This window comes from Caulobacter sp. P4_E5 (assembly GCF_056401555.1).
Genome location: NZ_JBFUJD010000013.1, coordinates 50,457 through 64,667 on the forward strand (window position 1 = coordinate 50,457; position 14,211 = coordinate 64,667).

Here is a 14,211-nt window from a genome sequence, read left to right on the forward strand (position 1 = left end):
TAGAGCGGATTTCACGGGAGCGTGAGCGCTTTCGCTTTGAGGCCGGCGTTTCAACACGATGATTTCGCGGAAATTTTGGCGTTATTGGCCTCGGATGTGGCCCTTGGCCGCCAGGTAGCGATCCAGGGCGTCGGTCCAAGGCGGCATCGAACGGCCGATCGCCGCCCCGAGCTTGGCGTTCGACAGGACACTGTAGGGCGGCCGCCGGGCCGGGGTCGGGAACTGGTCGGTCGAGATTGGAACGACCTCCGCAGCCACGCCGGCCTTGGCGATGATGTGCTGGGCGAACTCGCGCCAGCTGGCCGCGCCCGCATTGACCACGTGATAGACGCCCGCCGGCGCCTGGGCGGCGATCAGGTCGAGAAGGGCCTCGCCGGCGTCCCACGAGGCGGTCGGCGACATCACCTGGTCGTCGACCACGGTCAAACGGCCGCGCTCCTTGCCGAAGCGGATCATGGTCTCGACGAAGTTGCCGCCCTTGCCGCTGGCCCCGGCCACGCCGAACAGCGAGGCGACGCGGGCGACGATGACGTTGTCATGCTCCATCCGAGCCAGATCCTCGCCCAGCGCCTTGGTCGCGCCGTAGACATTGACCGGCGCCCGGCCGACGTCCTCGGTCAGCGGCGTCCGCTCGGCCTGGCCGCCATAGACATAGTCGGTCGAGACCTGCACCAGCCGCGCGCCCTTGGCGGCGCAGGCCTTGGCCAGGCGGCCGGCGAAGTGGGCGTTGACGGCCACGGCCGGGGCGGGGTCGTTCTCGCAGTCATCGACCCGCGTGACGGCCACGCAATTGATGGCGACGTCGAAGACGAGGCCCTCGAAGCTCGCCGCAGGGTCGGTCGCGTCCAGCTGCGTTCGGGTCACCGGCGTGAGATCGAGACCGCGCCGGGCCGCGAGCGCGACCAGGTCCGACCCCAGCTGGCCGTTGGCGCCGAAGAGGGCGATACGCATCAGGCCGTCTTCAGCCCCAGGCGCTGGCCCGCATAGCGCTCGCGCAGCGGCCGCCACCAGGCCTCGTTGTCGAGGTACCACTGGATGGTCTTGCGCAGGCCGGTCTCGAAGGTCTCCTGCGCCGCCCAGCCCAGCTCGGTCTCCAGCTTGGTCGCGTCGATGGCGTAGCGGGCGTCGTGGCCCGGCCGATCGGCGACGAAGGTGATCAGGTCGCGTCGGCTCTGGCCCGGGATCGGGCGCAACTGGTCGAGCACGTCGCAGATCGCCTCGACCACCTGCAGGTTCGTCCGCTCGTTGCGGCCGCCGACATTGTAGCTCTCGCCCGGGACGCCCTTGGACGCGATCAGGTGCAGGGCGCGGGCGTGATCCTCGACGTGCAGCCAGTCACGGACGTTGTCGCCCTTGCCGTAGACCGGCAGCGGCTTGCCTTCGAGGGCGTTCAGCGTGACCAGCGGGATCAGCTTCTCGGGGAAGTGATAGGGCCCGTAATTGTTGGAGCAGTTGGAAACCACCACAGGCAGGCCATAGGTGTGATGCCAGGCGCGGGCCAGGTGGTCGGACGAGGCCTTGGAGGCCGAATAGGGCGAGCGCGGATCGTAGGGCGTGGTCTCGGAGAACAGGCCCTCGGCGCCCAGGCTGCCGAACACCTCGTCGGTCGAGATGTGGTGGAAGCGGAAGCTGTCCTTCTCCAGGCCTTCCAGGCTCAGCCAATGCTCCAGCGCCGCCTGCAGCATCACATACGTGCCGACGATGTTGGTCTGGACGAAGTCACCGGGGCCGGTGATCGAGCGGTCGACGTGGCTCTCGGCGGCCAGGTGCATGACCACGTTGGGCCGGAACGCCTTGATCGTCCGCGCGACGGTTTCCGCGTCGGCGATGTCGCCCTGGACGAACTGGTAGTCGGCCTTGCCCTCGAGCATGGTCAGGCTGGCCGGCGAGGCGGCGTAGGTCAGCTTGTCGTAGTTGAGGATCGCGACGTCGTTCTGGCCGGCCAAGTGACGGCACACCGCCGAGCCGATGAAGCCCGACCCGCCGGTCACCATCACGCGGAGATTCTGCTGCGACATTCGCTGGAAAGCTCTCGGTCGTCGAAGAGCAAGCCCCGTATCCAGTTTTTAGTGTACGCGCAACAGGATAGGCCTAGTCCGTGAACACCACCGTCTTGCGGCCGTTCAGCAGCACCCGATCCTCCAGGCGATAGCGCAGGGCCCGCGCCAGCACGCGGCGCTCGATGTCGCGGCCCTTGCGGATCAGGTCTTCCGGGGTGTCGCGATGGCTGATGCGCTCGACGTCCTGCTCGATGATCGGCCCCTCGTCGAGGTCGCCGGTCACGTAGTGGGCCGAGGCGCCGATCAGCTTCACACCCCGCGCGTGGGCCTGGTGATAGGGCTTGGCGCCCTTGAAGCCCGGCAGGAACGAGTGGTGGATGTTGATGCAGCGGCCCTGCAGCTTGGCCGACAGGCCGTCGGACAGCACCTGCATGTAGCGGGCGAGCACGACGATGTCGGTCTTGCTCTCCTGGATCAGCTTCCAGAGGTCGGCTTCCTGCTCGAACTTGGTCTCCTTGGTCACCGGCATGTGGTGGAAGGGCAGGCCCGTCAGGTCGATATGTTCGTAGGTCTCGGCCGGGTGGTTGGAGACCACGCCGGCGATGTCCATCGGCAGCTCGCCGATCCGCCAGCGATAGACCAGGTCGGCCAGGCAGTGGTCAAACTTGCTGGCCAGCAGCAGCACGCGATAGCGCTCGGCGCGGTCGCGCAGGGTCCATTTCATCTTCAGGTGCGTGGCCAGGTCGCCGAATGCGCCGCGCAACGCTTCGCGGTCCGCACCGTCGGCGTCGAACACCACGCGCATGAAGAACTGACCGGTCTCCTGGTCGTCGAACTGCTGGGCGTCGAGGATGTTGCAGCCGCGCTCGAACAGGAAGGCGGAAACCTTGGCGACGATGCCGCGCTGGTCGGGGCAGGAGAGGGTCAGGATCATGGTCCGCTCCCTCTAGAGAACCCCGGCGGCGAAGAAAAGCGCCTGAGCGCGTGGGGCGAGGCCGATTTTCGCGCGGTGGCCGGAGTTTTCCTAAACCTTCGGCACGGCCATGCCCCGCTGGACGGCCGGACGGGCCTCCATGGCCATCAGCCAGTTCTCGACCGCCGGCACCCCCGCGTCGCGGTCCGGCTCGGCCTTGTCCATGGCGGCGAGCACGGCCTTGGTCCAGCTGAAGGCGGCGATGTCGGCGATCGAATAGTGCTCGCCGGCGATCCACGGATGGTCGTTCAGCCGCCGATCCAGCACGCCCAGAAGCCGCGCGACCTCGCCGCCGAAGCGTTGGATCGCGGTCGGGATCCTTTCCTCGGCGCGGACGGCGAAATAGCCGTATTGACCAGCCATCGGGCCCAGCCCACCGACCTGCCAGAAGGTCCATTCCAGCGCGGCCCAGCGCTCGGGACCCTCCGGCGCCAGGAACTGGCCGGTCTTTTCGGCCAGATAGACCAGGATCGCGCCGCTTTCGAACACGGCCTGCGGACCACCCGGCGCGTCGTTGTCGACGATGGCCGGGATCTTGTTGTTGGGCGAGATGGCAAGGAAGTTCGGCTCGAACTGCTGGTCCTTGGACAGGTCCACCGGATGGACCCGATAGGGCAGGCCGACCTCCTCCAGCATGATCGAGGCCTTGCGGCCGTTCGGCGTGGTCCAGGTATAGAGATCGATCACCGGGCGTCTCCCAGGAAAACTTCGGCGCTTTTCGTGATCAACAACGCTTGGAAGCGCGATCTTGCTGCGCGCGGGTAGGCGGCGCGATGGGAACGGGTCTAGGTTCTGAGCATGGTTTCCTCATCCGAAGTCCTGTCCGATCGCGCCGTCGACCTTTTGGCCAAGCTGGTGGCATTCGACACCACCTCCCGCCGCTCGAACCTCGCGCTGATCGAGTGGGTCGAGGCCTATCTGGCTCATCTCGACATCCCCTCGCGCCGGGCGCCGAACGCCGACGGGACCAAGTCCAATCTCTTGGCGAGCATCGGTCCCGCCGTCGAAGGCGGCATCGTGCTGTCAGGCCATACCGACGTGGTGCCGGTCGACGGCCAGCCGTGGTCCAGCGATCCGTGGACCCTGACCGAGCGTGATGGCCGGCTCTATGGCCGCGGAACCTGCGACATGAAGGGGTTTCTGGCCCTGGCCCTGGCCGCCGCGCCGGACCTGGCCCAGGCGACCTTGTCCAGGCCGGTGCATCTGGCCTTCTCGTATGACGAAGAGGTCGGCTGCCTGGGCGCGCCGGACATGATCGAGATCATCGCCACCGACCTGCCCCGCCCCGCTCTGGTGGTGGTCGGCGAGCCCACCGATATGGTCGCCGTGCGCGGCCACAAGGGCATCGCCAGCTTCATCGTCACCGTCACCGGCCGCGAGGCCCATTCCAGCCTGACCCACCTGGGTGTCTCGGCCAACATGGCGGCGATCAGGCTGATGGCGATGCTGGTCGAGCTCTCGGAAAAGCTGGAGCGCGAGGCCGATCCAAGCTCGCTATTCACGCCCAAGGGCGCGACCCTGACCGTCGGCCAGGTCAATGGCGGCACGGCCGTCAACATCCTGGCCCGCGAGTGCGTGTTCGTCTTCGACCTGCGCACCCCGGCCAACCTGGATCCGATGGCGCTGCTCGCCGACTTCTTCGCGGCCGCCGAGGCGATGGACGCCCAGATCAAGGCCAAGGCCACGGAAGGCGGCGTCAAGGTCGAGCGCCGCTCGCTGACCCCCGCCTTCGCGCCCGAGGAGAACGGCGTCGCCGAGGCCTTCGCCCGCAAGCTGACCGGCGACAATGGCCCGCCTCGCGTCGTGCCCTATGCGGCGGAAGCCGGGCAGTTTCAGGGGGCGGGCTTCTCGACCGTGATCTGCGGCCCCGGCTCGATCGATCAAGCCCACCAGCCGGACGAGTACGTGGAAATCAGCCAGATGCAGCGCGGCGCGGCGTTCATGCGCCGGCTGATCGAGGATCTCTCGGTCACCTGAACCCGACCTCCCCGGCGAAGGCCGGGGCCCAGATTCATCCAGAGCGATTTGGGTGGTCGCGCCGTCCGACCAGAAACATCTCGCCAGCGCTCGTGGGTTCGATCTGGATCCCGGCTTTCGCCGGGAAGGTCGGACTTAGAGATTTCGCGCCTTCCGAATGACGAACCGCCGGCCGATAAACGCGGCCGGGTCGATCGACATCACCCGGAGGATCGCGCCGGGCGAAGCCTTGCGTTTCGCCTGGATCGCCTGGCGGTCGGCCAGCACCTGGTCGAAGTCCTCGCGCTTCAACGCCGCCTTGATGCCGCGGATGGCCGGCGCGACGTCGCCGCGACGCCAATGCAGCAGCAACAGCCCCGCCGTCACGGCCACGTGCAGCGGCAGGGTGACCGGGAACAGCCAGCCCGGCGTGTTCTTGACGAAGGTCCAGACGCGGTTGCGAGAGCCATGGAAGATCGAGAAATCCGACCGCACGCCCGTGCTGGCCGAACCGACGTGGGCGACCTTGGCCTTGGGCAGCAGCAGGGTCGGCTGACCATAGAGGCGCAGGCGGTAGCCCAGGTCGACGTCCTCGCAGTAGCAGAAATAGCGCTCGTCGAAGCCGCCAACCTCCAGGAACAGGTCGCGGTCGATCAGCATGGCCGCGCCGCAAGCCGAGAACACCTCGCCCTCGGGTAGGACCGCCGGTTGCTTGCGGCCATACCCGCCCCGGAACGGTATGCCCGCGCTGGTGACGTTGTCGCCGGCCCCGTCCAGCAGGCCCGGCCGGTCGGCCGACAGCTGCAGCGAGGCGAAGCTCTTGACGGCCGGGTGCCGCGCGACACCCGCCATCAGCTCTTCCAGCCACTCCGGCTCGGCATAGGCGTCCGGATTGAGCAGGACCAGCCAGCGCCCCTTGGCGCGGCGGGCGGCCAGGTTGTTGCCGGCCGCGAAGCCCAGATTGGCGCCCGCCTCGACGAAATCGACCCACGGGTGGGCCTTGGCCGCCGCCTGCGGCGCGCCGTCGGTCGAGGCGTTGTCGATCAGGATCGTCTCGAAATCGCGGAAGGTCTGGGCCGCCAGCCGGGCGAGGCACGGCTCGAGGGTCGGGCCGCTCTGGTAGGAGACGATCACCACGGTGATGGCCGGACCGCTCTTGTTTTCCTGTGTCTCAGGCGGCATCGGTGGCCAACTCATTCCTCGAACTCAAGTACGCGTCATGAAGATCACGCCGCTGGCGATCCCCGAAGTGCTGCTTATCACGCCCACGCGTCATGGCGATGAGCGCGGCTGGTTTTCCGAGACCTTCCGGCAATCGGCGCTGGAGGAGGCTGGATTTAAGGCCGCCTTCGTCCAGGACAACCATGTCCGCTCGAGCACGCGCGGCATCCAGCGCGGCCTGCACTACCAGCGGCCGCCGCACGCCCAGGACAAGCTGCTGCGCTGCGTGGTCGGGTCGATCTTCGACGTGGCCGTCGACATCCGGAAGGGCTCGCCGACCTATGGCCAGTGGGTGGGCGCGGAACTGTCGGCCGAGAACCGCCAGCAACTGCTGGTTCCCAAGGGCTTCGCCCACGGCTACGTCACCCTGACCGACGCGTGCGAAGTGCTCTACAAGGTCACCGACTACTACGCCCCGGCCGCCGAGGGCGYGGTGCGCTGGAGCGACCCGGCGATCGGCATCGACTGGCCGCTGCCGGTTTCGGAAATCACCGCCAACGACCGCGACAACACAGCGCCGCTGCTGGCGGAGATCGCGACGCCGTTCGTTTACGGCGTCTAGAGCGGCCGGCGCAGCAGGGCCCCCACCTGACCGCTTCGCGGTCGTCCGCCCTCGGAGGGAGCGGAAGAGACGCGCTCCTTCTTCCCCCTCCGGGGGAGGAGCGCCGCAGGCGCGGAGGGGGCAAGTGATGGGAAGGGACGCGCGATGACTAAGTTCACCAACTTCTTCTGGACCTCGTACGAAGGCCTGCCGCTGCACGCTCGTGATTACGCGCCCGTCGGCGACGCCCAGAAGCTGCCAGTGATCTGCCTCCACGGCCTGACCCGCAACGCCCGCGACTTCGAGGATCTGGCCCCGCGCATCGCCGCCACGGGCCGTCGGGTCCTGGCCGTCGACGTGCGGGGTCGGGGCCTGTCGGCCCGCGACCCGAACCCGATGAACTACCATCCGGGGACCTACGCCGCCGACGTGATCTCGCTGCTCGCCGCCGCCGGGATCGAGCGCGCGGTGTTCGTCGGCACCAGCATGGGCGGGTTGATCACCATGGTCCTGACCTCGATCAAGCCCGAAGCGATCGCGGCGGCGGTGCTGAACGACGTCGGCCCGGAGYTGTCGCCCGTCGGCCTGGCCCGCATCGCCGGCTATGCGGGCGGCGCCAGYCGGTTCGAAACCTGGGACGCGGCGGTCGCCTACGCCAAGGCCATCAACGCGACGGCCTTCCCGGCCTACCGCGCCGAGGACTGGGACGTCTTCGCCCGTCGGCTGTTCGATGAGGGGGACGGCGGCTTTGTCCTGGCCTACGACCCGGACATCTCAGCCCCGATCAAGGCGGCGGCGGAAGCGGCGGCTCAAATGGCCGCGAAAAGTCAGGCCGAAGGCGGCCCAAATGGAGGGCAGGCCTTGGCCCCGCCCGACATGTATCCGCTGTTCCGCGCCTTGGCCAAGGACCGGCCGCTGCTGCTGGTGCGCGGCGAGATTTCGGACCTTGTCGACCCGGGCATCGCCGAACGCATGCGCGCCGCCGCGCCCGCGATGGCCTATGCCGAGGTCCCCGGCGTCGGCCACGCGCCGATGCTGACCGAGCCGCAAGCGTGGGCGGCGATAGAAAACCTGCTGGCGGAAGCGCCCTAGAGCGCGCGCCCAAGGGGTGTTTTGGCGGCTTGGCCGTGTTAGAGGCCCCGCCACGGCCATTCTTCGCCGCGACAGAGTGCTGATCCGATGACCCTCGACCTCGCCGCCATCCAAGCCGCCGCCGGCCGCCTGAAGGGTCAGATCGAGCGCACCCCGTGCCGCCACTCGCGCACCCTGTCGAAGATCACCGGCGCCGAGGTGTGGGTGAAGTTCGAGAACCTGCAGTTCACCGCCGCCTACAAGGAGCGCGGCGCGCTGAACAAGCTGATGCTGCTGTCGGAGGCCGAGAAGCGGCAGGGCGTCATCGCCGCCAGCGCGGGCAACCACGCCCAAGGCCTGGCCTATCATGGCGCCCGTCTGGGCGTGCCGGTCACCATCGTCATGCCCCGCACCACGCCGTTCGTGAAGGTGCAGCACACCCGCGATTTCGGCGCGACCGTGATCATCGAGGGCGAGACCTATGACGACGCCAACGCTCACGCCCGCAAGCTGCGCGACGAGCAGGGCCTGACCTTCGTCCACCCGTTCGACGACTACGACATCATGGCCGGCCAGGGCACGATCGCCCTGGAAATGCTGGAGGACGCGCCGGATCTCGAGATCCTGCCCGTGCCGATCGGCGGCGGCGGCCTGATCAGCGGCGTGGCCACGGCGGCCAAGGCGATCAAGCCCGACATCCGCATCATTGGCTGCGAACCGGCCATGTACCCGTCGTTCACCGCCAAGATGCGCGGCGTCGCGGCTCACTGCGGCGGCCAGACCATCGCCGAGGGCGTGGCGGTCAAGCAGGTCGGCGACCTGACCTATGGCGTCACCCGCCCGCTGATCGACGACGTGCTGCTGCTGGAAGAGCCGCATATCGAGCAGGCGGTGGCCCTTTACTGCAATGTCGAGAAGACCATCGCCGAGGGCGCTGGCGCGGCCTCGCTGGCGGCGCTCCTGGCCTATCCGGAGCGTTTCCGGGGCAAGAAGTGCGGCCTGATCCTGTGCGGCGGCAACATCGACACCCGCCTGCTGGCCTCGGTCTTGACCCGCGAACTGGTCCGCGCCCAGCGCCTGATCAGCCTGCGGATCATCGGCGACGACCGTCCGGGCCTGCTGTCGACCGTGGCCCACGTGATCGGGGCGATGGGCGCCAACATCATCGAGGTCAACCACAACCGGCTGGCCCTCGACGTCCCGGCCAAGGGCGCAGAGTTCGACATCACCATCGAGACCCGCGACGCCCAGCACACCCAGGAAGTCATGGACGCCCTGCGCGAGAGCGGTTACCCGCCGCGGGTGGTGTAAAAACGACTGTCATCCCGGACGGCCGAAGGCCGATCCGGGACCGCCAGAAGCACTGAGCTTTCCGCGATCCCGGCTCTTCGCTGCGCTGCGGCCGGGATGACGGCGGTCCCTATTCCTTCGGCTTGCCCGGACCCAACCGGTTCACGTCCAGCAGTTCGATGCGGAAGATCATTACGCTGTTGGCCGGGATCGGGCCCTTGTCTTCGGCCCCGTAGCCTAGGGCCGGCGGCACATAGAGGATCCACTCGTCGCCGGCCTTCATCCGCTGCAAGGCGATGATCCAGGCCGGCACCAAGCCGTCCAGCGGGAACACGGCCGGCACGCCGCGCTCGTAGCTCGAGTCGAACACCGTGCCGTCCAGCAGCTTGCCCTCGTAGTGGACCTTGACCTCGTCGGCCTGGGTCGGGTGCTGACCGCCCTGCGGCCCCTCGCGCACCACCTTGTACTGCAGGCCCTGAGGCAGGGTGACGACGCCGGGTTCCTTACCGTTCTTGGCCATGAAGGCGTCGGCGACGGAGAGGTTTTCCTGGGCCTTCTTGTCGGGACCGCAGGCGGCCAGGGTCAGGCCGGCGGCGGCGAGGGTGAGAAGCAGGGCGCGGCGTTGCATGAAGACCTCGGACGAAAACTGGCCGTCCAGCTAGCACGGACCGCGCGGGATTCCATCTCCGAACGAACACAGCCGCGTACAGTCGGAATTTCACGGAACAATGGTGGCTTTCGGCCGAAAGCCCTCCTAGAAACGGCGTCCCGAATACTCAGGCGAGATGTCCATGAAACCCGTCCGCAAAGCCGTTCTTCCCGTCGCTGGCCTCGGCACCCGCGTTCTGCCGGGCACCAAGACCACGCCAAAGGAACTGCTGAACGTCGTCGACCGGCCGATCCTGTCCTACATCGTCGAGGAGGGCCGCAAGGCGGGTATCGAGCACTTCGTCTTCGTCACCGGCCGCTCGAAAGGCGCGATCGAGGACTATTTCGACCACCAGATCGAGCTCGAGGCCCAGCTGGAAGCCAAGGGCAAGCTCGACATCCTCAAGCAGCTGCGCGACGAGCTGCCCCGGCCGGGCGAGATGAGCTTCGTGCGCCAGATGGCCCCGCTGGGCCTGGGCCACGCCGTCTGGTGCGCCCGCGACATCATCGGCGACGAGCCGTTCGCGGTCATGCTGCCCGACGTCATCGTCGACGCCGACCCGTCGGCTCTCGGTCAGCTGATCGAGGTCTATGACAAGGTCGGCGGCGGCAACGTCATCGGCGTCGAGGAAGTGCCCGCCAGCGAGACCCACAAGTACGGCATCGTCGCCCCCGGCGAGGTGAACGGCCGCCTGGCGACCATGACCGGCATGGTCGAGAAGCCGGCCCAGGGCACGGCGCCCTCCAACTGGTCGATCGCCGGCCGCTACATCCTGCAGCCCGAGATCTTCGAACTGCTGGCCAGCCAGGAGAAGGGCGCGGGCAACGAGATCCAGCTCACGGACTCGATGGCCAAGCTGATGACCCAACAGTCGTTCCACGCCTATGTCTACGAAGGCGTCACCCACGACTGCGGCGACAAGATCGGCCTGCTGAAGGCCAATGTTGCGCTGGCCCTGAAGCGTCCGGACCTGGGCGTGGCGGCCCGCGCGGCGGTCGAGGCGGCGCTGAAGGCTTAAAGCTCCAAGATCCTCCCCCGCGATGTGGGGGAGGTGGCCCAGAGGGCCGGAGGGGGCACGCTGAGCGAACGCCGCATTAGCCCCCTCAGTCGCTCCGCGACAGCTCCCCCGCTCGCGGGGGAGCAGCTATTTCGGCGCTCCACTCCGCCGACACCTCGGGATCGTCCTCGACACGCCGCGTCGCCAGCGCCTGGTCTCCCACCAACCGCCGCGCCGCCCACACCGCCGCGCCACGCACCACCGGGGCCGGGTCGGCGAGCAGCGGCTCGACCACCGCCATCAGCCCCGCGTCGCCGCTGTTGCCGATCGCGTAGAGTACGTTGCGCACGAACCGGTCCCGGCCGATCCGCTTGATCGGGTTCTTCGAGAACAGCGCCCGGAACGTCGGATCGTCCAACCCCGCCAGCTCAGCCAAGGACGGCTGCCGCAGCTGCTCGCGCGCCCGCAGCTTGGCCTCGCTGGAGAGGCTGGCGAACTTGTTCCACGGGCAGACCGCCAGACAGTCGTCGCAGCCATAGATCCGGTTGCCCAAGGCGGGCCGGAACTCGGCCGGAATGGGCCCCGCCAGTTCGATGGTCAGGTACGAGATGCAGCGCCGCGCATCCAGTTGTCGCGGGGCCGGGAAGGCGTTGGTCGGGCAGATGTCCAGGCAGGCGCTGCACGAGCCGCAATGGTCGACCTCGGGCGCGTCCGGCGGCAGGTCCAGCGTCGTCAGCACGCTGCCCAGGAACAGCCACGAGCCGAACTGGCGCGAGACCAGGTTGGTGTGCTTGCCCTGCCAGCCCAGGCCGGCGCGCTGGGCCAGCGGCTTTTCCATCAGCGGCGCGGTGTCGACGAACACCTTCACGTCCTGGCCGAACCGGCGATGCATCCAGCCGGCCAGCAGCTTCAGCCGCTTCTTGATCACGTCGTGATAGTCGTCGCCCTGGGCATAGACCGAGATGGCGGCGTGGTCCGCGCGCGCCAGCTGCTCCAGCGGGTCGATGTCCGGGCCGTAGTTGACGCCCAGCACCACCGCAGACCGCGCCTGCGTCCACATGGCGGTAGGGTGCGAGCGACGCTCCAGCGTCTCCTCCATCCAGCCCATGTCGCCGTGCCGCTCGGCCACGACGAACTCGCGCAGCCATTCGCCGTTGGGCCAGGCCGCCGCGGCGTCGGCGAAGCCGCAGGTCGAGAAGCCCAGGCTCAAGGCCTCGGCGCGGATCTCGTCCTTGATGGCGTCAGGCGAAGGGTCAGAAATCGAGGTCGTCATAGTGCGCGGCCGGCGCGAGGCCGGGCCAGCGGTCGGCCAGGATCGGCCGGAAGCACGGCCTCGACTTCAGCTTCATGTACCAGGTCTTGGCGGTCGGGAAGTCCTTCCACGGGACGTCGCCGAAATAGTCGATCACCGACAGGTGCGCAGCGGCCGCGAAATCGGCCAGGCTCATGCGCCGTCCGGCCAGCCAGTCGCGGGTCTGCAACAGCCCGTCGACATAGCCCAGATGAGCCCGCAGCGCCTCGCGGCCCTGGCGCAGCGCCGCCAGGTCCGGAGCGCCCATGCGCAGCAGGCGCTTTTCCATCTTCTCGTGCAGCAGGAAGCCGTTGACCTCGTTGTCGAACTTGCGGTCGAACCACTGCAGCAGGCGGCGGGCCTCGGCGCGTTCGGCCGGGTCACGACCCAGCAGGGGCGGCTCCGGCTCGGTCTCCTCGACATGCTCAAGAATGGCCCGGGTCTCGCAGACCACCAGGTTGCGCTGGTTGCGGGTCTCGACCAGCACCGGGGTCAGGCCCGACGGGTTCAGGCTCGCGAAATCAGGCGGCGCCTCCCAGTAGCGGACCTGGACCTCGACGAACGGCAGCCGCTTTTCGCCCAGCGCCAGACGCACCTGTCGCGAGGCGGGGTCGAGGGGGAAATGGTGAAGGGTGCGTTCGACGCTCATGCCCAGGTGCGCTCAGGCTGCATCGAAAGAGCGATGCGCCGCTTTGCTTAACAACAGATTGCTGAACCGCGTTTAGTCAGGAAATCCAGGCTTTTGCGCGGCGGTTCGGTTCAGGATTCCGCGTTCATGCGCCCGATCAGGGCGGTGGTGCTCTGACCCTGCTTCAGCGCCGCCAGAACGACCTTGCCGCCATAGCCCAGGACAACGTCCGAACCGACCACCGTCTCGACGGTGTAGTCGGCCCCCTTGACCAGCACGTCGGGCCGGAAGGCCTCGATCAGGTTCAACGGGGTGTCCTCGTCGAACAGCACGACCAGGTCCACCGAAGACAGCGACGCCAGCACCGTGGCCCGCGCCGTCTCCTTCTGCACGGGCCGGCTGGGGCCTTTCAGCTTCGAGACCGAGGCGTCGGTGTTGAGCCCGACGATCAGCCGGTCGCAGGCGGTTTTGGCCTGGGACAGCAGCGAGACGTGACCTGGATGCAGCAGGTCGAAGCAGCCGTTGGTGAAGCCGACCTTCAGGCCGCGCGCCCGCCAGCCCTCGACGATCCGCCGGGCATGGTCGCGGTCGGCGATCTTGATCTCGCCAGGCTCACCCTCGGCCGAGCCGGCGCGGGCCGCCAGCTCGCCGGCGGTGACGACGTCGGTGCCCAGCTTGGCCACGACCAGGCCGCCGGCCAGATTGGCCAGGCGCGCCGCGTCCGCCAGGCTGGCGCCGGCCGCCACGGCCAGGGCCAGGGTCGCGGCCACGGTGTCGCCGGCGCCGGAGACGTCGAACACCTCCACCGCCGTCGCCGGCAGATGGACCGGCGCTTGCCCGCGCGCCGCCAGGGTCATGCCCGCGCCGCCGCGGGTGATCAGAGCGGCGTCCAGTCCCGGCGCCATGGCCAGGATCGCCGCGCCGGCTTCCTCGGAAGCCTCGTCGCTGTTGTCGACGATCCCGGTGGCCTCGGCGGCCTCCTTGCGGTTGGGTTTGATCAAGGTCGCGCCGTCGTAGCGGGCGAGGTCGCGGCTCTTGGGATCGACGATCACCGGCTTGCCGGCCGCGCGGGCGGCCTCGATGGCGCCACGCACGGTCTCGGCCGTCAGGACGCCCTTGGCGTAGTCGGACAGCACCACCACGTCGGCCGCCGTCAGGCGCGCCTTGAACGCGGCCAGCAGCGCCGCGCCATCGCCGGGGCCGCGATCCTCGCGGTCGACCCGCAGCATCTGGTGCGAGCCCGAGATGTAGCGGACCTTCTCGGTGGTTCGCCGCCCCGCATCGACCACCAGCTCGGCCTCCAGGCCGGGCTCGGCGTCGATCATGCCGCGCAGAGCCGCGCCGGCGTCGTCCCGGCCCACGAGGCCGATCAGCACTGCCTTGGCGCCGAGCGCGGCGACGTTGCGCGCCACATTGCCGGCCCCGCCCAGCATGGCCGTCTCCTTCTCGACCGCGATCACCGGCACCGGCGCCTCCGGCGAGATGCGGTCGACCGCCCCGTAGATGAAGCGGTCCAGCATCACGTCGCCCAGCACCAGGACGGTCTTGCCGGCGAAGGCGCGGGGCAGGTCGGCGAGCGTGTCGGTCATACGGA

14 protein-coding genes are annotated in these 14,211 nt (G+C 68.5%); 5 read left to right on the plus strand and 9 right to left on the minus strand.

Annotation, left to right across the window (positions count from 1 at the left end):
• Window positions 1-81: 81 nt before the first annotated feature.
• The 4 genes from rfbD to AC1DSO_RS06345 form a co-directional block, all read right to left on the minus strand.
• Window positions 82-951, minus strand: coding sequence for a dTDP-4-dehydrorhamnose reductase (gene rfbD, locus AC1DSO_RS06330; protein WP_477068037.1), 870 nt, complete (start codon window positions 949-951; stop codon window positions 82-84).
• On the minus strand, window positions 951-2,018 hold the full coding sequence (rfbB, locus tag AC1DSO_RS06335) for a dTDP-glucose 4,6-dehydratase (RefSeq protein WP_477068038.1): 1,068 nt from the start codon (window positions 2,016-2,018) through the stop codon (window positions 951-953). The genes rfbD and rfbB overlap by 1 nt, the downstream gene beginning before the upstream one ends.
• Window positions 2,019-2,091: 73 nt before the next feature.
• Window positions 2,092-2,934, minus strand: a complete 843-nt coding sequence (purU, locus tag AC1DSO_RS06340; RefSeq protein ID WP_477068039.1) for a formyltetrahydrofolate deformylase — start codon at window positions 2,932-2,934, stop codon at window positions 2,092-2,094.
• Between the two features lie 90 nt (window positions 2,935-3,024).
• Entirely contained in the window at window positions 3,025-3,660 is a 636-nt protein-coding gene (locus AC1DSO_RS06345; RefSeq protein WP_477068040.1) for a glutathione S-transferase N-terminal domain-containing protein, read from the minus strand.
• A gap of 111 nt (window positions 3,661-3,771) precedes the next feature.
• On the opposite strand from AC1DSO_RS06345, the gene argE reads away from it, so the two are divergent.
• Window positions 3,772-4,950 carry an acetylornithine deacetylase gene (gene argE, locus AC1DSO_RS06350; protein ID WP_477068041.1) on the plus strand — a complete coding sequence of 393 codons (1,179 nt, stop codon included), beginning with the start codon at window positions 3,772-3,774 and terminating at the stop codon, window positions 4,948-4,950.
• Between the two features lie 135 nt (window positions 4,951-5,085).
• Here the strand turns inward: argE and AC1DSO_RS06355 are convergent, their stop codons facing one another.
• The gene (locus AC1DSO_RS06355; protein WP_477068042.1) at window positions 5,086-6,111 is read right to left on the minus strand and encodes a glycosyltransferase family 2 protein; all 1,026 of its coding nucleotides are present in this window, start codon (window positions 6,109-6,111) and stop codon (window positions 5,086-5,088) included.
• A gap of 37 nt (window positions 6,112-6,148) precedes the next feature.
• Between AC1DSO_RS06355 and rfbC the strand changes: the two genes are divergently transcribed.
• From rfbC to AC1DSO_RS06370, 3 genes are all read left to right on the plus strand, one after another.
• Complete coding sequence (rfbC, locus tag AC1DSO_RS06360) at window positions 6,149-6,712, plus strand: dTDP-4-dehydrorhamnose 3,5-epimerase (RefSeq protein WP_477068043.1); 564 nt, start codon at window positions 6,149-6,151, stop codon at window positions 6,710-6,712.
• A 144-nt stretch (window positions 6,713-6,856) separates the two neighbouring features.
• Window positions 6,857-7,783 (plus strand): alpha/beta fold hydrolase, encoded by a 927-nt coding sequence (locus AC1DSO_RS06365; RefSeq protein WP_477068044.1) that lies wholly within the window; start codon window positions 6,857-6,859, stop codon window positions 7,781-7,783.
• 87 nt (window positions 7,784-7,870) lie between these two features.
• Window positions 7,871-9,073 (plus strand): threonine ammonia-lyase, encoded by a 1,203-nt coding sequence (locus AC1DSO_RS06370; protein WP_477068045.1) that lies wholly within the window; start codon window positions 7,871-7,873, stop codon window positions 9,071-9,073.
• Window positions 9,074-9,182: 109 nt separating this feature from the next.
• Here the strand turns inward: AC1DSO_RS06370 and AC1DSO_RS06375 are convergent, their stop codons facing one another.
• Window positions 9,183-9,680 carry an FKBP-type peptidyl-prolyl cis-trans isomerase gene (locus tag AC1DSO_RS06375; RefSeq protein WP_477068046.1) on the minus strand — a complete coding sequence of 166 codons (498 nt, stop codon included), beginning with the start codon at window positions 9,678-9,680 and terminating at the stop codon, window positions 9,183-9,185.
• 157 nt (window positions 9,681-9,837) lie between these two features.
• Here AC1DSO_RS06375 and AC1DSO_RS06380 point away from each other — a divergent pair, with 157 nt between their 5' ends.
• Complete coding sequence (locus AC1DSO_RS06380) at window positions 9,838-10,719, plus strand: UTP--glucose-1-phosphate uridylyltransferase (protein WP_477068047.1); 882 nt, start codon at window positions 9,838-9,840, stop codon at window positions 10,717-10,719.
• Window positions 10,720-10,804: 85 nt separating this feature from the next.
• On the opposite strand, the gene queG is transcribed toward AC1DSO_RS06380, so the two are convergent.
• The 3 genes from queG to rfaE1 form a co-directional block, all read right to left on the minus strand.
• Complete coding sequence (gene queG, locus AC1DSO_RS06385; RefSeq protein WP_477068048.1) at window positions 10,805-11,971, minus strand: tRNA epoxyqueuosine(34) reductase QueG; 1,167 nt, start codon at window positions 11,969-11,971, stop codon at window positions 10,805-10,807.
• Window positions 11,952-12,638: an FtsZ-binding protein FzlA gene (fzlA, locus tag AC1DSO_RS06390; RefSeq protein WP_047403964.1), complete on the minus strand. Its 687-nt coding sequence runs from the start codon at window positions 12,636-12,638 to the stop codon at window positions 11,952-11,954. Before fzlA ends, queG begins: the two co-directional genes overlap by 20 nt.
• 110 nt (window positions 12,639-12,748) lie before the next feature.
• Complete coding sequence (rfaE1, locus tag AC1DSO_RS06395) at window positions 12,749-14,206, minus strand: D-glycero-beta-D-manno-heptose-7-phosphate kinase (RefSeq protein ID WP_477068049.1); 1,458 nt, start codon at window positions 14,204-14,206, stop codon at window positions 12,749-12,751.
• Between the last annotated feature and the right edge of the window lie 5 nt (window positions 14,207-14,211).